The sequence below is a fragment of the Amycolatopsis coloradensis genome, assembly GCF_037997115.1.
Taxonomy (GTDB): Bacteria; Actinomycetota; Actinomycetes; order Mycobacteriales; family Pseudonocardiaceae; genus Amycolatopsis; species Amycolatopsis coloradensis_A.
The window spans coordinates 1,213,442-1,234,510 of the sequence record NZ_CP150484.1 but is presented as its reverse complement, the minus strand read 5'-3'; the positions used below and the strand labels follow the sequence as shown (position 1 = coordinate 1,234,510).

The 21,069-nt window shown below is 69.1% G+C and carries 17 protein-coding genes and 1 pseudogene; 6 read left to right on the top strand and 12 right to left on the bottom strand.

Annotated features, from left to right (window positions below; all coding sequences use genetic code 11):
* Nucleotides 1–4: 4 nt before the first annotated feature.
* The 10 genes from LCL61_RS05465 to LCL61_RS05420 all read right to left on the bottom strand — a co-directional run bounded on the left by LCL61_RS05465 (nucleotide 5) and on the right by LCL61_RS05420 (nucleotide 12,525).
* Nucleotides 5–1,417, bottom strand: coding sequence for an EboA domain-containing protein (locus LCL61_RS05465; RefSeq protein ID WP_340685821.1), 1,413 nt, complete (start codon nucleotides 1,415–1,417; stop codon nucleotides 5–7).
* Nucleotides 1,414–2,262 (bottom strand): SCO3242 family prenyltransferase, encoded by an 849-nt coding sequence (locus LCL61_RS05460; RefSeq protein ID WP_340685820.1) that lies wholly within the window; start codon nucleotides 2,260–2,262, stop codon nucleotides 1,414–1,416. The genes LCL61_RS05465 and LCL61_RS05460 overlap by 4 nt, the downstream gene beginning before the upstream one ends.
* Nucleotides 2,259–3,416: an inositol-3-phosphate synthase gene (locus LCL61_RS05455; protein WP_340685819.1), complete on the bottom strand. Its 1,158-nt coding sequence runs from the start codon at nucleotides 3,414–3,416 to the stop codon at nucleotides 2,259–2,261. The genes LCL61_RS05460 and LCL61_RS05455 overlap by 4 nt, the downstream gene beginning before the upstream one ends.
* A 109-nt stretch (nucleotides 3,417–3,525) precedes the next feature.
* A complete protein-coding gene (locus LCL61_RS05450; RefSeq protein WP_340685818.1) occupies nucleotides 3,526–4,695 on the bottom strand; it encodes a Gfo/Idh/MocA family oxidoreductase in 1,170 nt (389 codons plus the stop codon).
* A 42-nt stretch (nucleotides 4,696–4,737) separates the two neighbouring features.
* The gene (locus tag LCL61_RS05445; RefSeq protein WP_125680657.1) at nucleotides 4,738–5,790 is read right to left on the bottom strand and encodes a substrate-binding domain-containing protein; all 1,053 of its coding nucleotides are present in this window, start codon (nucleotides 5,788–5,790) and stop codon (nucleotides 4,738–4,740) included.
* Nucleotides 5,791–5,812: 22 nt separating this feature from the next.
* Nucleotides 5,813–6,787: an ABC transporter permease gene (locus tag LCL61_RS05440; protein ID WP_425342033.1), complete on the bottom strand. Its 975-nt coding sequence runs from the start codon at nucleotides 6,785–6,787 to the stop codon at nucleotides 5,813–5,815.
* Between the two features lie 35 nt (nucleotides 6,788–6,822).
* On the bottom strand, nucleotides 6,823–8,325 hold the full coding sequence (locus tag LCL61_RS05435) for a sugar ABC transporter ATP-binding protein (RefSeq protein ID WP_340685816.1): 1,503 nt from the start codon (nucleotides 8,323–8,325) through the stop codon (nucleotides 6,823–6,825).
* Nucleotides 8,322–9,545 carry an ROK family transcriptional regulator gene (locus tag LCL61_RS05430; RefSeq protein WP_340685815.1) on the bottom strand — a complete coding sequence of 408 codons (1,224 nt, stop codon included), beginning with the start codon at nucleotides 9,543–9,545 and terminating at the stop codon, nucleotides 8,322–8,324. Before LCL61_RS05430 ends, LCL61_RS05435 begins: the two co-directional genes overlap by 4 nt.
* 335 nt (nucleotides 9,546–9,880) lie before the next feature.
* Nucleotides 9,881–11,083, bottom strand: coding sequence for an ROK family transcriptional regulator (locus tag LCL61_RS05425; protein ID WP_340685814.1), 1,203 nt, complete (start codon nucleotides 11,081–11,083; stop codon nucleotides 9,881–9,883).
* A 92-nt stretch (nucleotides 11,084–11,175) separates the two neighbouring features.
* Nucleotides 11,176–12,525 carry an MFS transporter gene (locus tag LCL61_RS05420; protein ID WP_425342032.1) on the bottom strand — a complete coding sequence of 450 codons (1,350 nt, stop codon included), beginning with the start codon at nucleotides 12,523–12,525 and terminating at the stop codon, nucleotides 11,176–11,178.
* Between the two features lie 173 nt (nucleotides 12,526–12,698).
* On the opposite strand from LCL61_RS05420, the gene LCL61_RS05415 reads away from it, so the two are divergent.
* The gene (locus LCL61_RS05415) at nucleotides 12,699–13,265 is read left to right on the top strand and encodes a TetR/AcrR family transcriptional regulator C-terminal domain-containing protein (protein WP_340685812.1); all 567 of its coding nucleotides are present in this window, start codon (nucleotides 12,699–12,701) and stop codon (nucleotides 13,263–13,265) included.
* A 30-nt stretch (nucleotides 13,266–13,295) separates the two neighbouring features.
* Here LCL61_RS05415 and LCL61_RS05410 read toward each other — a convergent pair whose 3' ends face one another.
* Nucleotides 13,296–13,958, bottom strand: coding sequence for a response regulator (locus tag LCL61_RS05410; RefSeq protein ID WP_340685811.1), 663 nt, complete (start codon nucleotides 13,956–13,958; stop codon nucleotides 13,296–13,298).
* Nucleotides 13,955–15,502, bottom strand: a complete 1,548-nt coding sequence (locus LCL61_RS05405; RefSeq protein ID WP_340685810.1) for a sensor histidine kinase — start codon at nucleotides 15,500–15,502, stop codon at nucleotides 13,955–13,957. Before LCL61_RS05405 ends, LCL61_RS05410 begins: the two co-directional genes overlap by 4 nt.
* Nucleotides 15,503–15,634: 132 nt before the next feature.
* On the opposite strand from LCL61_RS05405, the gene LCL61_RS05400 reads away from it, so the two are divergent.
* The 5 genes and pseudogenes from LCL61_RS05400 to LCL61_RS05380 form a co-directional block, all read left to right on the top strand.
* The gene (locus LCL61_RS05400) at nucleotides 15,635–16,603 is read left to right on the top strand and encodes a Bug family tripartite tricarboxylate transporter substrate binding protein (RefSeq protein ID WP_340688499.1); all 969 of its coding nucleotides are present in this window, start codon (nucleotides 15,635–15,637) and stop codon (nucleotides 16,601–16,603) included.
* Nucleotides 16,600–17,097, top strand: a complete 498-nt coding sequence (locus LCL61_RS05395; protein WP_340685809.1) for a tripartite tricarboxylate transporter TctB family protein — start codon at nucleotides 16,600–16,602, stop codon at nucleotides 17,095–17,097. Before LCL61_RS05400 ends, LCL61_RS05395 begins: the two co-directional genes overlap by 4 nt.
* Nucleotides 17,097–18,614, top strand: a complete 1,518-nt coding sequence (locus LCL61_RS05390) for a tripartite tricarboxylate transporter permease (RefSeq protein WP_340685808.1) — start codon at nucleotides 17,097–17,099, stop codon at nucleotides 18,612–18,614. The genes LCL61_RS05395 and LCL61_RS05390 overlap by 1 nt, the downstream gene beginning before the upstream one ends.
* Nucleotides 18,615–18,734: 120 nt before the next feature.
* Entirely contained in the window at nucleotides 18,735–19,289 is a 555-nt protein-coding gene (locus LCL61_RS05385; protein ID WP_340685807.1) for a hypothetical protein, read from the top strand.
* Nucleotides 19,290–19,456: 167 nt separating this feature from the next.
* Nucleotides 19,457–20,890 (top strand): annotated as a pseudogene (locus LCL61_RS05380) (DUF1996 domain-containing protein); the annotation flags it as partial.
* Nucleotides 20,891–21,069 lie beyond the last annotated feature (179 nt).

Sequence of the window (21,069 nt, the reverse complement as noted above, 5' to 3'; positions counted from 1 at the left end):
TGGCTCAGTTCTCCTTGAGGAGTTCGAGGGCGTCGGCGGGTACGTCACGTCCGGCCGCCCTGCGTTCGTCGGCGAAGTCGGCGAGCATTCTTCGAAGCTCGTCGTCCGCGCGGGAAGTAAGGTCCGCGACGGCGGCCAGCGGCACACCGACGAAGACGCATTTGAGGACGCCGTGGCGCCACGTGTGGTCGTCCAGGAACCGGGCGAAGGCACCCATGGCGGCGGCGACCAGCCTGATGTCGTTGGCGCGCAAGGCATCCTCGACCAGCTTGATCCCGGCATCGGTGACTTCGGCGCCCGGGGACTCCAGCGCGTTGAGCGCCCGCAGGACCCCGCGCCGCTCGGCGTCGTCGCCGTAGCGGTAGAGGTCGCGCAGTTCCGCGGCCAGCGCGGCGTCGTCGAGGACGTCGGCCAGGACCTCCACGAGCCGGACCCGCGCCCGGTCGTCGACAGTGCCGTGGACCAGCCCCTGAGGATCCGTGTCCGGGCGCAGCGCTTCACGGCCGACCTCGCGGCCGACGGCCGGGAAGAGCGAGCCGATCACCGACGGCTTCTCCCGGATCCGGCGTTCCGCCTTGGCCGACCACGTCTGCGGCATCGCCGCGGTGAGGGCCTCGAAAGCCCGCCGTGCGGTGTCCGGCGCGGCGTGGCTGTGCCGGGGCAGTTCGACCGCGGCCAGCCCGGTGTAGCCGATCTCCGCCAGCGCGGCGAGCGTCCCCGGCAGATCCAGGTGCCCGTCGCCGAACTCCAGATGCTCGTGGACCCGCGGCAGCATGTCGTCGAGCTGCACGTTCCACAGCAGCGGGCCGGCGAGGCGGACGCATTCGGCCGCGTTCACCGGCTCGACCGCGACGCAGTGCCCGACGTCGAGCGTGACCCCGAAGAGGTCCGGCTCGCCGAGTTCCTTGCGCAGGTCCAGGACCTGGCCGAGATGCTGCACGAGATGCCCGGGCTCGGGTTCCATCGCCAGCCGCATGTTCAGCCGCGCGGCGTGCTCCAGGACTGCCGAGACCCCCTCACGCAACCGGGCCCAGGCGAAATTAGAGTCCACAGTGGACACACCGGACCAGAACGAAACGCAATCGGCGCCGAGGTCCCCGGCGATTTGCAGGGCCCGCGCCAGGAAGTCGATCCGGAGCGCGGGATCGTCCGAAAGCAGCGTCGGGGAGTGCTTGCGCCACGGGTCGAGCAGGTAGCGTGCGCCGGTCTCGATGACGACCCGGTTCAGGCCGAGCGCCGAAAGCCGGGAGGCCACGTGATCGACCTGCCGCGCCAGATCGTCGGCGAACGGGTCGAAGTGATCGTGGTCAAGCGTCAGCGCCACCCCGGTGTACCCGAGGTCGGCGATGATCGCGAGCGCGTCGTCGAGCCGGTGGTTGGAGAAGCCGTTGGTGCCGTATCCCAGAGAAAACGTCATGTGGGGCTCACCTTCCGCGACAGCTTGCGGGCGATCGGCAGTGCGGCCGCGACCAGCACGGCCCCCAGTACCGAGCCCTTGGCCGTGACCGCCGCCTGCAGCGGGACCATGCCGTGGATGCCGGACTTCGTCGCCGACCGCACGGACTTCGCCGACGGGTCGCGGACGGCGTCCGCCTGCGCCCGGCCGACCAGGCCCGCGTAGCCCGAACCGGCCGCCATCGAGGCCGCGCGATGCCAGCCGCCCCGCGCCGGTCCGGTCAATGCCAACGTTGTCGCCGCACAGCTGGTGGCCAGTGCGGCGCGGGCCGTGCCTGGTTTCGCGCCGTGCACTTCCCCGGTGGACAACGCCGTGACGCCGAGTGTGTGCACACCCACCGCCGCCGCGGCGGTGGCCGCCTTCTTCGGAGAGTCGCCCGCGCCCAGCAGGACGTCGAGCGTGCGGCAAGCCGCCATCGCCACCGGCCCGGCCGGGGTCGGCTTGAGCACGGTGTCGTAAGCCCACACCGACGCCGCGAGCGGGACCGCGACGCGCATCGCCCGGCGGCCGCCACCGAGCGCTGCCAGGCCAAGTCCGGCAGCGGTCAGCACGGTCCCGGTGGTGAGCGCCGCGCCGGCACTCACCCGCCCGGACGGGATCGGCCGCTCGGGCCGCTCCACGGCGTCAAGCTTCCGGTCCGCCCAGTCGTTGAGGGCCATCCCGGCCCAGTAGAAGGCGACCGAAGACAGCGGCAGCAGCAGCCGTCGCCCGGTCATCTTGAGCCCCGCCGCGGCGGATCCGGCGACCGTGTCGCCGAGCACCGTCAGCGCGGCGGGCGCCCGCACGAGTTCCACGTAAGCCTTCACAGGGTTCCCGCCCAGGTGATCAGGCGGGCGGTCTGCTCGGCGAAGCGGTGTTCGTCGCTGCCCAGCGGATCCTTGAAGAAGAAGCCGAGTTCGGTCAGCGCGCCGCTCTGGCCGCCGGCGTGCGCCGCGGTCACCAGCCTCGCGAGGTCCAGGATCAGCGGCGCCGCGAGCGCGGAGTCGTAACCGGTCCAGGTGAACTGCAGGCTCATGCGCGCGCCGAGGAAACCCTCGAACGACACGTGGTCCCACGCGGTCTTGATCTCGCCGAGGTCGGGCACGTTGTCGATGTGCAGCGGCGCGGTGACGTCCTCGCCGAGCAGCGCCGCGAGCCCGCGGGCCTTGGATTCCAGCTTGCTGTTCGCGGTCACCGGGTCGGCGAGGGTCTCGCCGTCGCCGCCGCCCAGCAGGTTGGTGCCCGCCCAGGAGCGGACCTTCAGCGCCCGCGCGCTGAACATCGGCGCGAGGACGGTGCGCAGCAGCGTCTCACCGGTCTTGCCGTCGCACCCGGCGTACGGCAGGCCCTCGCGCTCGGCGAGCTGCCGCAGCGCGGGCAGGGTGATCCCGGCGGACGGCGTGAACTCGACGTACGGGCTTCCCGCCTTCAAGGCCGCGTAGGCCGACAGGGAACTCGACGGGAGCACCGTCCGTGCCGGGTCGGCGAGCGCCGCTTCCAGCGCGTCGAGGTCGTCATGTTCGGGCAGGTGGGGGCACGGGGCCTCGGTGGAGGACACGTTGACCACGACGACCCGCGCGAGGTCGTGCCGGTCGGCGAAAGCTCGGATGTCCGCCGTGAGCCGGGCGGCCGCGTCGGCCTGGGCACCGGTGTGGGACGCCGGGTGGTAGCCGTCGCGGATCTCGGCGTCCACCTCGGCCAGCCCGGACCGGACCGCGGCGAACGCCGCGTGCCCGAACACGCCGGCGTGCGCCAGCTGCTCGGCCCGCTTCTCCAGCGGCGTATGCGCGATGTCGTGCCCGCCGAGGACCAGATCGTCCCAGCCCGGCAACGGAACCCCGGCGAACGCGGGCAGCTCGGTGACGCAGCCGCCACCGCCCGTCACCCCCGCGCGCAGCGCGAGGAGCCCTACCGCGGCCGTGGTGGCCACCGACCCCCTCGCCCCGATCAACCAGATGCCCGTACGCTCGTGAGCAGGCATTTCCTCCACCTTTCCCAGCCCGAGAACACCAACCTCCGATGGTCGGATGTTTCGGATCGAACCAAGTCGCAGTGATAGCCGTCATGCGACTTTCGGCTGGATCTACTCCTCAGTTACTCCCCTTCGTGGTGACGCCGGGCACAGTGGTCCATCGCGCCTCGTCGGACGCGCTGCGTTCGACCGCGGCCAAGACCTGCTGAACCCTCAACCCGTCCTCGAAGGACGGTTCGGGATCCTTGCCGTCGCCGATCGCGTTGAGCAGATCGGCGACCTCGTTGGTGAAGGTGTGCTCGTAGCCGAGCAGGTGGCCCGGCGGCCACCACACCCCGACGTACGGGTGCTCGGGTTCGGTGACCAGGATCCGGCGGAACCCGGCCTCGGTGGCGGGCTGGCCACCGTCGAAGAAGGACAGTTCGTTCATCGACTCGAAGTCGAACGCGAGGCTCGCCTTCGACCCGTTGATCTCCAGCCGCATCGCGTTCTTGCGGCCCAGCGCGAACCGGGTCGCCTCGAAACTCGCCACCGCGCCGCCGGTGAACCGGCCGAGGAACAGCGCGGTGTCGTCGACCGTGACCTGCCCGGTACCGCCGTCGCCGTCCGGCCGCTCCTTGACGAAGGTGTTGGTCAGCGCGGAAACCCCGGTGATCGTGTCGCCCGTGACGAACTGGGCGGCGTCGACGATGTGCGCGCCGAGGTCGCCCAGCGCGCCCGAGCCCGCCTTGTCCTTGTGCAGCCGCCAGGTCATCGGCGCCTGGGCGTCGGACAGCCAGTCCTGCAGGTAGACCGTCCGCACGTGGCGGATCTCGCCGAGTGCCCCGCTCGCGACCAGTTTCCTGGCGTGCGCGAGCGCGGGCACCCGGCGGTAGTTGAACGCCACCATGGACCGGACGCCGTTGGCCCGTGCCTTCGCCGCCGCCTCGGCCATCGCTTCGGCTTCGGCGAGGGTATTGGCCAGCGGCTTCTCGCACAGCACGTGCTTGCCCGCTTCGAGCGCGGCGATCGCGATCTCGGCGTGGCTGTCGCCCGGTGTGCAGATGTCGACCAGGTCGACGTCGTCACGGGCGATCAGCGCGCGCCAGTCCGTCTCGACGTCTTCCCAGCCGAACCGTTCCGCCGCGGCCTTCGTCCGCACCTCGTCACGGCCGCCGAGCACGGCGAGTCTCGGGATCAGCGGCGGGCTGAAGAACCGGTGCACACTGCGCCACGCGTGCGAATGCACCGCACCCATGAACGCGTGGCCCACCATGCCGATCCCGATCGTTTCCTTTGCCGTGCTCATGCCCCTCCTATGTCTCCGCTTGCGTGTGTCGGGTACGCGGGTTTACGAGTCGAAGCCGACGTCCATGTACTTGTCGACGTTCTCCTTGGTGACCACCGCGGAGTACGTGGTGATCTCGGCGGGGATCTCGTGCTCGGCGAAGTCGCCTGCCCCCTTGCCCTGGCCGAGAAGCCGCGCGAGCGAGATCGCCGAAGACGCCATCGACGGGCTGTAGAGCACGGTCGCCTTCAGCGGCTCGGCGTCGGACTTGATCAGGTTCATCGCGTTCTTCGAGCCCGCGCCGCCGACCATCAGGAAGTTCTTGCGGTTGGCGTTGTTGATCGCCGCGATGACGCCGACACCCTGGTCGTCGTCGTGGTTCCAGAGAGCGTCCAATTTGGACGCCGACTGGAGCAGGTTCGACGTCTGCTGCTCGCCGGACTCCGGGGTGAACTGCGCCGAGACACGCGGTCCCACCTGGAAACCCTGACGCGCCAAGGCGTCCTTGAAACCCTTGCTGCGTTCCTGGGTCAGCGGCAGCGAGTCGATACCCGCGACCTCGCCGATCACCGGGCTGGCGATGTTCTTCGCCTTCATCTGCTGGGCGATGTAGTTCCCGGCGTTGACGCCCATGCGGTAGTTGTCGCCACCGATCCAGGTGCGGTACGCGAGCGGGGTGTCGAAGACGCGGTCCAGGTTGATCACCTGGATACCGGCGTCCATCGCCTGCTGGCCGACCGCGGTCAGCGCCTTGCCGTCGAACGGCAGGATCACCAGCACGTTGACCTTGGCGTTGATCAAGGTCTCCACCTGGGAGATCTGCTGGTTGACGTCGTTGGTGCCCTCGGTCGCGTTGAGCGTGACCTCACTGAACTTCTGCGCCTGCGCGCGGGCGTTCTTGGTGATGGCCGCCATCCAGCCGTGGTCCGCGGCAGGCGCCGAGAACCCGATGGTGACCGGGGTGCCGGGCTGCGAGTTCGCCCCGGCGTTGGCCACGTTGGCCGCGTTGTTCTGCGCCGGTGCCTCGTTCGAGGTGCACGCGGTCAGCAGCGCACCCGCTCCGACGGCCGCGCCTCCCAGCAGGAAGCGGCGGCGGTGCAGGGATTGTTCGGTCATGACGACTCTCCATCCACGGTGATCAAGTGCTCGTCTTTGTCTTTTTCACGGAGCGGAACTGCAGCAGCGCGGCCAGGACGATGATCACGCCCTTGGCGATGTTCTGGATGTCGGTGTCCAGGTTGTTGAGCGTGAAGATGTTGGACAGCACGGTGAAGATCAGCACGCCGATCAGGGTGCCGATGAGCGAGCCTCGGCCACCGGTGAGCAGCGTGCCGCCGATGACGACCGCCGCGATGGCGTCGAGTTCGTAAAGCATGCCGTTGGTCGAGGCGCCCGCGGTGGTGCGGGCGACGACCATCAGCGCCGCGATACCGCAGCACAGCCCGGCGACGCCGTAGACGAGCGCGGTGTGCCGCTTGACGTTGATACCCGCCAGCCGCGAAGCCTCGGCGTTGCCGCCGACGGCGAAGGTGCGGCGGCCGAACGTGGTGCGGTTCAGCAGCACCCAGCCGATCACGAACACCAGCGCGAACATCCAGATCAGCACCGGGACGCCGAGCAGGTCACCGCGGAAGAAGTCGAGGAATCCCGCCTCCGACACCACCTGCGTGCGGCGGCCACTGATGCGTTCCGCGAGCCCGCGGGCCGAGACGTACATCGCCAGTGTCGCGATGAACGGCACGATCTTCCCGTAGGAGACCAATATTCCGTTGATCAGCCCGCAGCCGAGGCCGACCAGGAGTCCACAAAGGATCATCACCCACGGGCCGTAGGACTGGGTGGCCAAGGTGGTCAGCCAGACACTGGAGAGCGCCACGATCGACCCGACCGAGAGGTCGATGCCGCCGGCGATGATCACGAAGGTCATCCCGACGCTGACCACCCCGATGGCCGCGGCGAGCCGCAGGATCGTCGAGATGTTGCCGTCGGTGAAGAACTGGTCGGGCCTGGTCACCTGGCCGACGATGCACAGGATGACCAGTACCCCGGCCAGCCCGAGCAGCCGGGTGTCGAGCGAGAAGTTTCGCTTTTCCTTGGGTCGTACCGGTTCCACGGCGGGTTCCGTACGCACCGATTCGGCTTGGTCGGTCACGCCGCACTCCCCTCGAGAATCACGTCGAGCACATCCGCCTCTGTCAGCTCCGCAGACGGCTTTTCAGCCAGGACACGTCCTTCACGCAGCACCAGCACCCGGTCGGACAAGCCGAGTACTTCGGGGATCTCGCTGCTGACCAGCACGATCGCGACGCCGGTCGCGGCCAGTTCCTCGATCAGCCGGTACAGCTCCGCCCGCGCGCCGACGTCGACCCCGCGCGTCGGCTCGTCCAGCAGCAGGACCCGGCAGCCGCGGACCAGCCAGCGGGCGAGCACCGCCTTCTGCTGGTTGCCGCCGGACAGCGTGCGGATGATGCGGTGCGGATCGGCGGGCCGGAGATCGAGGCGCCGCAGGCTTTCCCCGGCGTCGTCGAGTTCCCTGCCCCGCTCGGTGAACCCGAACGTCGCATATTTGCCCAGGCTCGCCAGGGTCACGTTGTGCACGACGGGCAGGTCCAGCAGCAGCCCCTGGCTCTTGCGTTCCTCCGGCGCCAGCCCGATCCCGGCCTTGACCGCCGCGGACACGCTGCCCGGCCGAACCGGCTCGCCGTCGACCGACACCGAACCCGCGTCCTGTTTGCGCGCGCCGAAGATCGTCTCCAGCAGTTCGCTGCGTCCCGAGCCGACGAGGCCCGCGATCCCGACGACCTCACCGGCGTGCACGGTGAAGGTCACGTTCTCGAATTCGCCGACGGTGGTCAGGTTCTCCACCTTGAGGACCTGGTTGTCCGGGTCCACGTGTTCCTGGTGGCGCGGGCCGAACACGGTTTCGACCTTGCGGCCCGCCATCAGCGCGACGAGGTCGGAGGTCGGCGTCTCCTTGGCGTCGAGGCCGGTGGAGACGGTCTTGCCGTCCTTGAGCACGGTGACGCGGTGCCCGATCCGGCGCAGTTCTTCGAGCCGGTGGGAGATGTAGATGATCGCGACACCCTCGGCGGTCAGCTCGCCGACGATACGGAACAGGTTGTCGACCTCTTCACCGGCCAGCGCCGCGGTGGGCTCGTCCATCACCAGCAGCTTCGCGTCGTACGCGAGCGCCCGCGCCATCGAGACCAGCTGCTGACCCGCGGCGGACAACTTGCCGACCTCGGTCGACGGCGCGATCTCGGGGTGCCCGAGCCGCGCCATCAGTTTCGCGGCCTTGTTCCGGGACTCGCTGATCCGCGTGAACCCGAACGACGCGCGCTCGCGGCCGAGGAAGATGTTGTCCGCCACGGAAAGCCCGGGCACCAGGTCGAGTTCCTGGTACATGGTCGCGATGCCGATCTTCAGCGCGGCGACCGGCGAGGGCAGCGTGACCGGCTCGCCCTGCCAGAAGATCTCGCCGCCGTCGGGGCGATGCGCACCGGCGAGCGTTTTGATCAGCGTGGACTTGCCCGCGCCGTTCTGGCCGAGGAGACAGTGCACCTCACCGGGTTCGACGTCGAAGTCGACCCCGTCGAGCGCACGGACCCCGGGGAAGGTCTTCACGATCCCCCGGACGGATAGCAGCGTCATGCCGGAGCCTCCTCGGTCACGAAGGGAACTAGCGTCGGGTCGGCGAAAAGCCGTTCGGTGGCGAGATGCGCGGCGCCCCGCAGCGGGGCGGTGGTGCCCAGCGGCGACGGCTCGACGCGACAGGTGGGCTCGTGTCCTAGCGGACGCGCGGACAGTTCGCGGCGCACCGGCTCGACCAGCCATTCGCCCAGTTCGGCGAAGTAGCCGCCGAGCACGACGACGTCCGGGTCGAGCACGTCGACCACAGTGGACACCGCGACGCCGAGCGCGACCCCGAGTTCCGAAACCGCGGCGACCGCGCGCTGGTCACCGCGCTGCACGCGGTGCTTGAGCAGCCCGACCCGGCCGTCGACACCCAGCGCGGGATCGTGCAGCGGGTCGCCGGGCGACGCCGCGCCGCGCAGGACGGCGTTGAGGCCGGCCTTGGTCTCCAGGCAGCCGACCCGGCCGCACTGGCACTGCTCGCCGGACGGGTCGACGGTGATATGCCCGACCTCGCCCGCGAAACCCCTGGCACCACGCAGGATCACGCCGCCGGACACGAGCCCGCCGCCGACGCCCGTGCCGCCGCTGAGGTAGAAGAGCTCCCGCACGCCTTGGCCTGCTCCGGCGACGGCCTCGCCGACCGCGCCGAGGTTGGCCTCGTTGTCGACCGCGATGGCGTCGGCGGGAAGACCGAGCCGGGCGGCGAGGAGATCGGCGATCTCGGCGTCGCGCCAGCGCAGGGTCGGCGCGAACCGCAGCACGGCGGCGGCCGAATCGACCAGCCCCGGCACCGAGACGGTGACCCCGACCGGCTGGTCGTCGAGCAGCACGGTCCTGGCGAGGAAGGCGAGTTCGTCCATGCTCCGGTGCAGGCCGAGCGCGGCGACGTCGGCGGTCTCGGTGCGTTCGGCGACGACGCGGCCGTCGAGGTTCGTGACGACGGCGGCGAAACGATCGGCCTCGACGCTGAGCGCGAGCCCGCAGGCGCTGGCGCCGTTCAGCTCGACCAGCTGGCTGGGCCTGCCGTTGCCGCCGCCCTGGAGTCCGGCGGAGCGGACGAGACCGCGTTCGGACAGCTCGGTGATCAACCCGGAGACGGCCGCCTTGGTGAGCCCGCAGCGCGCCGCGAGCTGGGTACGCGAAAGCGGCCCCGCACGCAACGCCCGCAGAAGCACGGCGAGGTTCGAGGTACGTGGGCTGACCGGGTCGAGCTGCCCGGATTCAGTCGCGGCCACACTGCCCTCACTTACGAATCGGCCGTAACAAACTTTGTTACTTAGCCAGCGAAAGTAGGGTGGTGCCCGTCACCCGTCAAGGTGACAACAGGACAGAAATGTCGACTAAAGCCCCCCGTCACCCGAATAGCCGTCCGATTCGGCGCAGACTTTCGCACGTTTCAAGCGAAAGTCTGTACGATCTTGACGTTACTAATCGGAATCAGGTGAGTGCTCAACGTGCCGCCGGATGCGCCCAAGGACGGGCTGAAGGACGCTTTCCCCGCATGCGATGCGACGAAAGCGCCCTTCGCCGCGTGGCATGCGGTGAAGGACGCTTTCAGCCCGGGACCGGGTCAGCTGCTCAGCGTGAAGGCCCGATCAGTAGCGGACCAAGCGGCCCCGATGACGCCCGCGGTGTCCCCCAGCTCGGACAGCACGATCGGCAGGTTCCCGGTCGCGAGCGGCAGCGATCGCCGGTAGACCGAGCTGCGGATCTCGGCGAGCAGCTGATGCCCGAGCTGCGCCACGCCGCCGCCGATCACGACCATGCCCGGGTTCACGAAACTCACCAGCGAGGCGACCACCTGCCCGAGCCGCCGCCCGCCGTCACGGATCAGGTTGACCGCGCCGAAGTCGCCCGACGCCGCCGCGCGGCCGACGTCCGCGGCGGTGATCGCGCCGCGGTCCGCGACGACGTCGGCGAGGTACGCCGACCGGCCGCTGCGTGCCAGCGTCAACCCGTCGCGGGCCAGCGCGGCGCCGCCGAAGTACGCCTCGAGACAGCCCGTCTCACCACAGGCGCAGGTCGGCCCGTAGTCGTCGAGGCGGATATGCCCGATGTCGCCCGCGGTGCCGGCGACGCCGCGGTAGACCTTGCCGCCGAGCACGATCCCGCAGCCGATCCCGGTACCGATCTTGACGAACACCAGGTCGTCGATGGAGCGCGCGACGCCGGCGTGCCGTTCCCCGAGCGCCATCGAGTTCACGTCGTTGTCGACGGTGACCGGGCAGCGCAGCAGCCCGCCGAGATGGTCGCGCACGGAGAACCGGTCCCAGCCGGGCATTATCGGCGGCGCGACCGCCATGCCCTCGGCGAAACTCACCGGCCCCGGGAGGCCGATCCCGGCGGCGATCAGCTTGCCCGGCGCCTCTTCGCGGATCTTCTCCGCCAGCGCGACGACGCGTTTGAGCACGGCGTGCGGACCCTGCCGGACGTCGCAGTCCTCGACGGTGTGCACCAGCACCTCGCACGAAGCGTCGGTGAGCGCGACCCCGACCGACGTCGCGCCGACGTCGACCGACAGCACCCGCAGGTCTCCCGCGAGCCGCACCAGCGTGGACCGCCTGCCGCCGCGGCTCGCCGAAGGACCCGCGGTCTCGACGAGGCCGACCTCGGCCAGCCGCGCGACCTCGGCCCCCACCCGGGCACGCGGCAGCTCCAGCCGCTCCCCCAGTTCGACCCGGGACATCGGTCCCTCATCCCGCAACAGGGTGAGCAGCTGGGTCTGGTGCCGGGTTTCGACCATCGGATGCTCCGAGGTGGATGCCGTGCTCATTCACCTGAGCCTACGGCGTTGTCCACCGACTGTCCCGAATGCCACTCGGAACCATCGGGACGCATCGGGCGGGAACAAACCCACCGGCGCGGTCAGTCCACTGTGGACGATCCGGCGCGGACGAGCAGCCACGCCGGGATCAGCACGATCGCGGTGATCCCGGCGATCCACCAGTGCGTGCCCGCGACGGCCGCCGCGGCCCCCGGAGCGGCGGCGAACCGCGCGGAGACGACCGAGGTCAGGATCGACGTCCCGAAGGATCCACCGATCCGTTGCAGCATGGCGAAGAGCGGCATGGCGTGGGAAATTCGCTCTTGGGGCACCGACACCAGCCCGGCGGCGAGCGCCGGGGTCGTGGTGAGTCCGATCCCGCAGCCGCGGACGACCTGCACGGCCGAGAGCCACCAGTAGCTGTCGGTTCCGGTGAGCAGCGCCAGCGGCACCGTCCCGGCGATCGTGACGATCAGCCCGGCGAAGATCACCCGGGCCCCGCCGATCCGGTCGGTCAGCCTGCCCGCGAGCGGGAGGGCCAGTACCGTGCCGAGTGCCAGGGGCGCGGTCAGGAAGCCGGTGGCGACGAGGCTTTCGTGCCGGACGTCCAGGTAGTACAGCGGCAGGACGATCATCGCGCCGAACAACGCGATCCCCATCCCGAAGATCACGGCGGCGGCCGAGGAGAACGTCCGGTCGCGGAACAGCCGCAGATCGAGCAACGGCGCGGGCGACCTCAGCGCGCTGACCGCGAAGGTGGCGAGCAGAGTCGCGCCGGCGGCCGCCGCGATCGGGGCGGCTTCGGCGAAGCCGTACACGAGCAACGGCAGCCCGGTAACGGTGAGCGCCAACCCACGCCGGTCCAGCGGCCGGGTGTCGACGAAGCCCTCCTTCGGCAACCGTTTCCGGCCCAGCAGCAGGCAGAGCAGCGAGAGCGGCACGTTCACCAGGAACAACCACGGCACGCCGAATCGCTCGGTGAGCACGCCGCCCGCCAGGGTGCCGAGCACGGGCGCGAGGTAGATCGGGATGCTCAGCACGGCCATCATCCGGCCGAGCCGCTTCGGCCCCACCGTCGTCGCGAACAGGATCTGTCCCGCCGGGACCAGCAGCCCGCCCGCGGCGCCTTGCAGGACACGGAAAGCGATCAGCGCCTCGATCGTCGGGGCCGTCGCGCAGAGCGCGGAAAGCACCGCGAACAGACCTACGCACACCAGCCACAGCCGCGTCGTCCCGNTCGCGCAGAGCGCGGAAAGCACCGCGAACAGACCTACGCACACCAGCCACAGCCGCGTCGTCCCGAAGCGGCGGCTCGCCCAGCCGCTCACCGGCACCATCGCGGCGAGTGCGAGCAGATAGCCGGTGGCGATCCACTGGGCGGTACCGAGCGGTGCCTGGAATCGGGCCGCGATCGTGCCGAGCGCGACGTTGACGACGGTCGAGGTGAACATCGACAGGAACCCGCCGAGGGTCAGGATCGAGGCCATCCCCCACAACGCCGGGGCTATGCGCTCCTCGGGACTTCCGATCATCCTACCTGCCCATCTTATCACCGTTAAGATCTTAACGGTGATAAGATATTGCCGAGTTGTCAAGTCCGATACGGACCGGCGAAGGTGTGCGCATGGTCGTGAGACGGGATGGCTACGTTCGAGCCGCGCTCGAACTCCTCGACGAGGTCGGGCTGGACGGATTGAGCCTGCGCAAGCTCGGGGAGAAACTCGGTGTGCGGGGTCCCGCGCTCTACACGCACTTCAAGAGCAAGCAGGCGTTGCTCGATCAGATGGCGGAGACCATGCTGAACGACCGGCTCGCCCCGCTGGACGATCCCTCGGCGATGGACGATTGGGCCGAGTGGCTGGCGCGGCGCGCCCGCACCATCCGCCGCACCCTGCTGTCCTACCGGGACGGCGCCCGCCTGCACGCGGGCTCCCGCCCGACCGACCGGTCGGCGATGACGCCGCTGATCAAACCGTTGCTGCGGGCCGGTTTCACCGAAGAAGACGCGACGCACGCGATCCTCGCCATCAGCCGGTACACGCTCGGCTGCGCGATCGACGAACAACAGCACATCGACGGCGACCACGACGAGGATCCGGCCGCCTCGTTCGAGTACGGTCTCGCACGCCTGATCGCCGGGCTCCGCGCCGACGTCGATGCCGCGAATCCGCCGGACCAGGATGTCGCCTAGCCGCATTCAGAGGACCAAATGCGGAAGGGGTCAGGACCAGAGGTAACGGCGTTCGGGGCGTCCGGTCCCGCCGTACTTGAGGGTCACCTCGGCCTTTCCGGTCGCCACGAAATGCTCCAGGTACCGGCGCGCGCTCACCCGCGCGACGCCGGTCGCCTCGGCGCATTCGCTCGCGGACATCCCGCCGGACGCGCCCCGCAGCGCGGTTTCCACCAACCGTGCGGTCTGGACGGTGAGTCCCTTGGGCAGCACGGGTTTCGCGCTCGGCCGCGCGCCGAAGACCTGATCGACGTCGGCCTGCCCGGCCTCGGCCAGCCGGTCCAGCCGCTGGTGCAACGACGCGAAATGGGTGAGCTGATCGCGCAGTGACGCGTACTCGAACGGCTTGATCAGATAGTGCAGGACGCCGCCCCGCATCGCCTGCCGCACGGTTTCCACGTCGGTCGCGGCGGTGATGAGGATGACGTCGACGTCCTCGGTCGCGCGCAGTTCCCGCAGCACCGAAAGCCCGTCGAGATCGGGAAGATAGACGTCGAGCAGCACCAGATCCGGTTTCAGTTCCCGCGCCAGGCGGAGCGCGTCGGCGCCGGTGTGCGCGACCCCGACCACGGCGAACCCCTCCGTCCGCGTGACGTATCCACTGTGGACTTTCGCGACCATGAAATCGTCGTCGACGACGAGCACCTTGATCATCGCGGCAACCTCGCCGTGAACACCGCGCCGCCGGAGTTGTGCACCTCGACGGAACCGCCCCGCCGCACGCACGCCTGCCGGATCAGCGCTAGCCCGAGCCCACGCTGGCCGTGCGCCGCGGCCTTCGTGGTGAAGCCGTGCTCGAACACTTCTTCCGCGATCTCCGGGGCGACTCCCGGTCCGGAATCACGGACCTCCACCCGCACTTCGTCCTCCTCCTGCCACACCCCGACCTCGATCCAGCCCTGCTCCCCGCCCTGCTTGTTCAAACTCAGTGCGTCCAGCGCGTTGTCGACGAGATTTCCCAGCACTGTCACCAGATCCGTGGAAAGGGCGTCCTCGACGCGGTCCAGTTCGCTGTCCGGGGCCATGCGCAGCCCGACCCCGCGTTCCGCCGCGAGTGACGCCTTCGCGATCAGCAACGCCGCCACCGCCGGATCGCCGACCCGTGAGCCGACCTCCGCGCGCCACTCCCCCTGCGCCGAGCTGATCCGGCTGACGTAGCCGCGAACCTCTTCGTATTCCCCGAGTTCCAGCAGCCCGGAGATGGTGTGCAGCCGGTTGCTGAACTCGTGCGCCTGCGCCCTCAACGTGTCGGTCGCGTGCCTGCTGGCGTCGAGTTCGTCCCGCAGCGTCATCAGATCGGTGCGGTCCCGCAGGGTGACCACGGCTCCTCGCACGTCGATCGGCATCCGGTTCAGCGTCAGTACCTTCCCTTGCCGCAACACGATCTGGTCGGCGCCGGTCGCGCGGCCGGTGAGCAGGTCGCGGATCCGCTCGTTGAGGTCGAGGTCCTCGACCGACCGGCCGACGGCGTCCTCCGGCAGCGCCAGCAGTGCGCGGGCCTGATCGTTCACCAGGGTGATCCGGTGCTGCGGGTCCAGGCCGACGACGCCCTCCTTGATGCCGTGCAGGAGCGCCTCCCGGTTCTCGACCAGCGCGGTGATCTCGTGCGGCTCCAGGCCGAGCGTCTGGTTCTTCACGCGCCGCGCGAGCAGCAGCGAACCGCTCACTCCGATCACCAGCGCGACCCCCAGCACCCGCAGCGCGTTGTCCGGCGAGTCGAGCACGCCGGCGAAGAACCCGGGCGACTTCGAACCCGCCGCGACCATGCGGATCACCTTGCCGCCCTTTTCGTCGAGCACCGGCACGTGCGCCACGATCGAACCGTCGAGTTCGCCGACCCAGGACCGTCCAGAGAGGACAGTGCTCTCTCCGATGTCGAGCAGCGTCCGCACCTGGCCCGGATCCGGTGACGCGAGCACGGAGCGGTCCGCTCCCGCGATCACCACGAAATCCACTCCGGACAAACTCCGCGCGGTCTCCGCGGGCGCGTTCAATTCGAACGGGCCGTTCTCGAGGTCGCCCACGACACCCTGCGCGGCGACACTCTCCGCGACCGAAAGCGCCCGGCGTCCCTCGGTCGTGCGGAAGTTGTTCCCCGCCTGGACGACGGCCAGCACGCCCACCGCGCACAGTAGGCACGTGACGACTACGAGTTGCCACACGAGGAGCTGGCGGGCCAAGGAACCCCGAGCACCCATCGCCACCTCCGCGTGACCAAAACGAACACAACAACCATTGGGCCCGTAACCGAGACATCTCTGTTTACACGAGTGCAACATGTCCAACCACGCGGCAGAGAGGCGGGGATCACAGTGAAGCCCAGTAGCTGGTTGGCCATCGCGGCGGCGCTCGTCGCCGTTTTGCTGGTGCCACCGTTGCTCACCCCGGGCGGCGAGGCCGACGAGGGCTCCCAGATCCGGTCGTTGCGGGTGCTCGTGCCCAACGCGCCCGGCGGCGGTTACGACATCACGGCGCGCACGGCGACCAAGGCGATGGAAGACACCGACCTGCTCGGCAACGCGGAGGTCTTCAACCTCCCCGGTGCCGGCGGCACGGTCGGCCTCGGCCGCACGGTGGCCGAACGCGGCAACGGCAAACTCGTCATGTCGATGGGCCTGGGCGTCGTCGGCAGCGTGTTCACGAACAAGTCGCCGTCTTCGCTGCTCGACACCACGCCGGTGGCGAAGCTGATCGAAGAGTCGGACATCGTCGTGGTCGGCAAGGACTCGCCGTACCAGAACATCGGTCAGCTGATCGAGGCTTGGAAGAAGGACCCCGGCGCGGTACAGGTCGGCGGCGGTTCGTCGCCCGGCGGCCCGGACCACCTGGCGCCGATGCTGATGGCGAAGGCCGTCGGGCTCGCGCCCAAGGCGGTCAACTACGTCCAGTTCGACGGCGGCGGTGAACTGCTCGCGTCGGTCCTCGGCGGCAAGGTCGCGTTCGGCGTCTCGGGGGTCGGCGAGTACCGCGACCAGATCGCGGCCGGCACGCTCCGGGTGCTGGCGGTGACCAGCGGGAACCGAATCCCCGGAATCGACGCGCCGACGCTTGCGGAGTCCGGTGTGGACGTCAAGTTCACCAACTGGCGCGGCATCGTCGCGCCGCCCGGCATCACCGAATCGGACCGCGCGAAGCTGGTGAGCCTGTTCGAGCGGTTGCAGAAGACGCCGCAGTGGCAGGAAGCCTTGCAGCGCAACGGATGGACCGGCGCGTTCGCGCCAGGTGAGCAGTTCGGTTCGTTTCTCGAAGAGGAGAACACGCGAGTGGCAACGGTGCTGAAAGAGCTGGGTCTGGCATGACGACCACGTGGCTGAAGGAGCGCTCCGAACTCGGGGTGAGCGTCGGGCTCGTGATGCTCGGTGTCCTGGTGCTCACCGACGCGCTGAGCATTCCCACCGACTTCGCCCAGCGCGGCCCGGTGGGACCGAAGGCGGTGCCGATCCTGGTCGGCTCGCTGCTGCTGCTCGTCGCCGTGCTGCTGGCGCGCGACGTACTGCGCGGCGGCAAGGGCGAGGCCGAGGGCGGCGAGGACATCGACCTGACCGCGCCCGCCGATCTGCGCACGGTGCTGCTGCTGTGCGGCGCCTTCCTCGCCAACGCGGCGCTGATCGGCCTGGTCGGTTTCCCGATCTCGGGCGCGATCCTGTTCTGGGGCGCGGCGTACGCGCTCGGAAGCCGCAACCTGGTGCGTGATCCGCTGATCGCGGCGGGCATGTCCGTCGTGACCTTCCTGGTCTTCAACAACCTGCTCGGAGTCCCGCTCCCCGGTGGCCCGTTGATGGAGGTGTTCTGATGTTCCAGCAACTCATCGACGGCTTCGGCACCGCGCTGACCCCGACCCATATCGCGATGGCGGCGATCGGGGTACTGCTGGGCACCGCGATCGGTGTCCTGCCGGGTATCGGCCCGGCCATGGCGGTGGCGCTGCTGCTCCCGGTGACCTACGGGCTGGAGCCCACCGGCGCGTTCATCATGTTCGCCGGCATCTACTACGGCGGGATGTTCGGCGGTTCGACGACGTCGATCCTGCTGAACACGCCGGGTGAGAGCGCCGCGGTGGTCGCGGCCATCGACGGCAACCCGATGGCTCGCAAGGGACGCGGCGCGCAAGCGCTTGCGGCGGCCGCGATCGGGCATTTCGTCGGCGGTATCCTCGGCACGATCGCGCTGGTCGTGCTGGCCCCGGTGATCGCGAAACACGCCGTCGACATCGGCGCGCCGGATCTGTTCGCGATCATGGTGCTGGCGTTCATCGCGGTCACCTCGGTGCTGGGCAGTTCCCGGATCCGCGGCGTGGCGTCGCTGCTGATCGGGCTCACCATCGGGCTGGTCGGTCTGGACGAGATGACCGGACAGCAGCGGCTGACCTTCGGCTCACTGCATCTCGCCGACGGTATCGACGTCGTGATCGTGGCGGTCGCGCTGTTCGCGGTCGGCGAGTCGCTCTGGGTCGCCGCACACCTTCGGCGTAACGCGTTCAAACCGATCCCGGTCGGCAGGCCCTGGCTTTCGCGTGCCGATCTGAAGCGGACGTGGAAGCCGTGGCTGCGCGGTCCGGTCATCGGGTTCCCGTTCGGCGCGGTGCCCGCCGGTGGCGCCGAGATCCCGACTTTCCTCTCCTACGTCACGGAAAAGCGGCTCTCGAAGCACAAGGACGAGTTCGGCAAGGGCGCCATCGAAGGGGTCGCGGGCCCGGAAGCGACGGCGTCCGCCTCCGCCGCCGGGACGCTGGTCTCGATGCTGACGCTCGGCCTGCCGACCACCGCGGTCGCGGCCGTGATGCTGGCGGCGTTCCAGCAGTACGGCATCCAGCCGGGGCCGCTGCTGTTCGAGCGGGAGTCGTCGCTGGTGTGGGGCCTGATCGCCTCGCTGTTCGTCGGACTGACGCTGCTGCTGGTGCTGAACCTGCCGCTGGCGCCGCTGTGGGCGAAGCTGCTGCGCATCCCGCGGCCGTACCTCTACGCGGGCATCCTGTTCTTCGCCAGTGTCGGCGCGTACGCGGTCAACGCCGACATCTTCGACCTGCTGGTGATGTTCGTGATCGGCCTGATCGGCTTCGCGATGCGCCGGTACGGGTTGCCGGTGCTGCCGGCGATCATCGGCGTCATCCTCGGCCCGGCCGCCGAACAGCAGATGCGGCGCGCACTGCAGCTCAGTGACGGCGAGCTGACCGGACTGGTCGACACCCCGTTCGCGATCGTGGTCTACGTGATCATCCTGGTGATCCTGTTCTTCCCGTTGATCAAGCGTTTCCTCCCTGCCCGTCCCACCGCCACCGAGGCGGAGCCCAAGGACAAGGTGGACGCCTGACCAGCGGGAAACCGGCCCGGCCTCGACTGCCCCGAGGCCGGGCCTTCTCCCTCTCCGGAAGGAGGACACTTGTCCGCGCGAGTGATCTTTCCGGCGCCACACGGCGACAGGATCGGTTTCATGAAGATCCCGCACCGTCCCCCGGCCGTCAGCGACACCGAGCGGCCGGTTCCCCGCTGGGCGATGCGTCTGGCCTACGCACTCCCCTGGCTCCTGCTGCCTTCGTGTCTGTGGCGGCTGCCCTTCGCGGTGCATTTCGAAATGGGGCAGATCCACGATCGCGAGATGCCGGACTACTGGGTGAGCATTCTGTACGTCCTCACGCTCAGCGTGCTTTCCGAAGTGATCGCGCTCCTGGCCATCGGGCTGGTCCGAGGCTGGGGCGAGGTGGTGCCCCGATGGATCCCGGTCCTCGGCGGCAAATCCGTCCGGCCAATGGCGGCCGTCGTTCCCGCCGTGGCCGGAGGCTTGATCCTCACCGCGCTCTTCAGCTCGATCCCCCTCGGTGACGGCCGCCGGCTCACCGTGTTCGGCGTCGCCGAAAACGCCGCCTACGTCAACGAAGGCTGGGAAACGCTGGCCTCGATCTGCATCGCCCCGCTCGCCTTGTGGGGGCCGATCACCATCGTTCTGGGACTCGCCTACCACCGCCGCCGCAAGGTAACGAAAGCATAACGGCGAGGTCGCGTTTTGAACCGGTCACCCGTCGGGGCCGTTTCAGCCAACGCGGAGTCAGTGCCGCCGGTGCTGCCGGCGCCGCATCCCCCGGGCTCCGCGCAACGACACCGAACGAGGTGAACAAGTTCATGCCCCGTAACCAAAGAACCGCCGGCCGCCATCGCATGGCACGCCGTACCAAGGTCGCCACGGGCGCCATCGCCCTCGCCCTCGCCGTCGGCGGGATCGTCGTGATCAACACGACCGGAACCCCCGACGCCGCCAGGGCCGACGGCGCGGACAAGTCTTTCTTCATCGACATCACGAAGGTCCCCCGCGGCAACAACGTCAACCTCGACCTCGCGAAACGAGGCGCACGAGGGACGTTCACCGTGGACTGCGGCCGCAACGAGAACGGCCACTTCAACGGCGACAACTTCATCGCACAGCCCGGTGTCCGCAATGGAGCCGAGCATCTGCACGACTACGTCGGAAACCTGTCGACCAACGCGGATTCGAACAACAAGAGCCTGCTGCGCGCGGGCACCACGTGCAAGAACGGGGACAAGTCGGCCTATTTCTGGCCGGTCATCCGGATCAACACCGAAGCAGAGGAAGAGAACAAGGCGGCGGACGAGGAGAAACTCGCCGCCGACCGCGCGAACGCGGCCAAGGACGAGGCGGCCGCCCAAGTGGACTGCCCCGACGTCGCCAGTGAACTCAGTGAACTCAGTGAGGTCCCCGACCAGGCCATGCCCGCGGTGGACGAGAACCTCGACAAGCTCGACCAGGAGTCCGAGAACGCGAACAACCAGCTGGCGCAGGGAAAACAAGCGGGCCAGGTGCTCGACGAACTGAAGAACAAGCGGAAGCCGTCGATCGAGAAGATCGCCGGCACCCTGCGGCAAGCAGGCAAACCGGTCGCGAAGAACGAAGACCAGCTGGCCGGCTGCGCGGTGAAGCAGAACGGCGAGGGCGGCCTCGACAACGGTGGCGACAACAGCAACGTCAACGCCGCGGGCGACGTCGAAAAGAAGAAGTCCGACGGCAAGGCCGCCGACCTGCCCGGTGTGAACGACAACAACGAGATCGGCGACAACGAAGGCGAAATCCAGCGCGCCGAGAAGGTGGACCTGACCTTCACCAGCGGCGGCGCCCGCCGAGTCGTCGCGATGCCGAAATTCCTGCGTGTGCTCTACGGCGACGCCAAGCAGAGCACCAACGGCCCGGCCAACGCGCGGCCCAGCTGGACCTGCACCGGCTTCGAGGACCGGCTCACCGAGCTGTACCCGATCTGCCCGCGGGGCAGCAAGGTCACGCGGATCCACTCGTTCCCGAACTGCTGGGACGGGAAGAACACCGACAGCGCCAACCACCGCACGCATATCGTGTTCTCCGACCGCAACGGGAAATGCCCGCGCGGCTTCAAGAACGTGCCGCAGCTGCGGATCACGCTGGTCTACAACATCCCGCCGGAGATCCAGGCCGCCGGGCAGTACGCGGTCGACGCGTTCGCGCAGGAGAAGCACGATCCTCGCTCCGATCACGACGACTTCGCGAACGTCATGTCGCAGAGGCTGATGAACCAGCTGGTGAAGTGCGTCAACAGGTCAGGACGTCCCCACGTCCTGACCGGCCCTTTCTTCACATCCCCGCGCCTTGGAACGCCCCCTGCGCGTTCCCGGTGCCCGTTCGTCCCTCCCCCGACAGAGAGACGACCGGGCACCCGGCCCGTGGGTGGATCACCACCGACTCCACCCACGAGACCTGGCCGCCCTGGCGCCATGACGCCATTCGG

Coding starts and splice junctions, on each gene's coding strand:
- LCL61_RS05465 (WP_340685821.1), bottom strand. CDS start 1,417: ATGACGTTTTCTCTGGGATACGGCACCAACGGCTTCTCCAACCACCGG.
- LCL61_RS05455 (WP_340685819.1), bottom strand. CDS start 3,416: ATGCCTGCTCACGAGCGTACGGGCATCTGGTTGATCGGGGCGAGGGGG.
- LCL61_RS05450 (WP_340685818.1), bottom strand. CDS start 4,695: ATGAGCACGGCAAAGGAAACGATCGGGATCGGCATGGTGGGCCACGCG.
- LCL61_RS05445 (WP_125680657.1), bottom strand. CDS start 5,790: ATGACCGAACAATCCCTGCACCGCCGCCGCTTCCTGCTGGGAGGCGCG.
- LCL61_RS05435 (WP_340685816.1), bottom strand. CDS start 8,325: ATGACGCTGCTATCCGTCCGGGGGATCGTGAAGACCTTCCCCGGGGTC.
- LCL61_RS05425 (WP_340685814.1), bottom strand. CDS start 11,083: ATGAGCACGGCATCCACCTCGGAGCATCCGATGGTCGAAACCCGGCAC.
- LCL61_RS05415 (WP_340685812.1), top strand. CDS start 12,699: ATGGTCGTGAGACGGGATGGCTACGTTCGAGCCGCGCTCGAACTCCTC.
- LCL61_RS05410 (WP_340685811.1), bottom strand. CDS start 13,958: ATGATCAAGGTGCTCGTCGTCGACGACGATTTCATGGTCGCGAAAGTC.
- LCL61_RS05405 (WP_340685810.1), bottom strand. CDS start 15,502: ATGGGTGCTCGGGGTTCCTTGGCCCGCCAGCTCCTCGTGTGGCAACTC.
- LCL61_RS05395 (WP_340685809.1), top strand. CDS start 16,600: ATGACGACCACGTGGCTGAAGGAGCGCTCCGAACTCGGGGTGAGCGTC.
- LCL61_RS05390 (WP_340685808.1), top strand. CDS start 17,097: ATGTTCCAGCAACTCATCGACGGCTTCGGCACCGCGCTGACCCCGACC.
- LCL61_RS05385 (WP_340685807.1), top strand. CDS start 18,735: ATGAAGATCCCGCACCGTCCCCCGGCCGTCAGCGACACCGAGCGGCCG.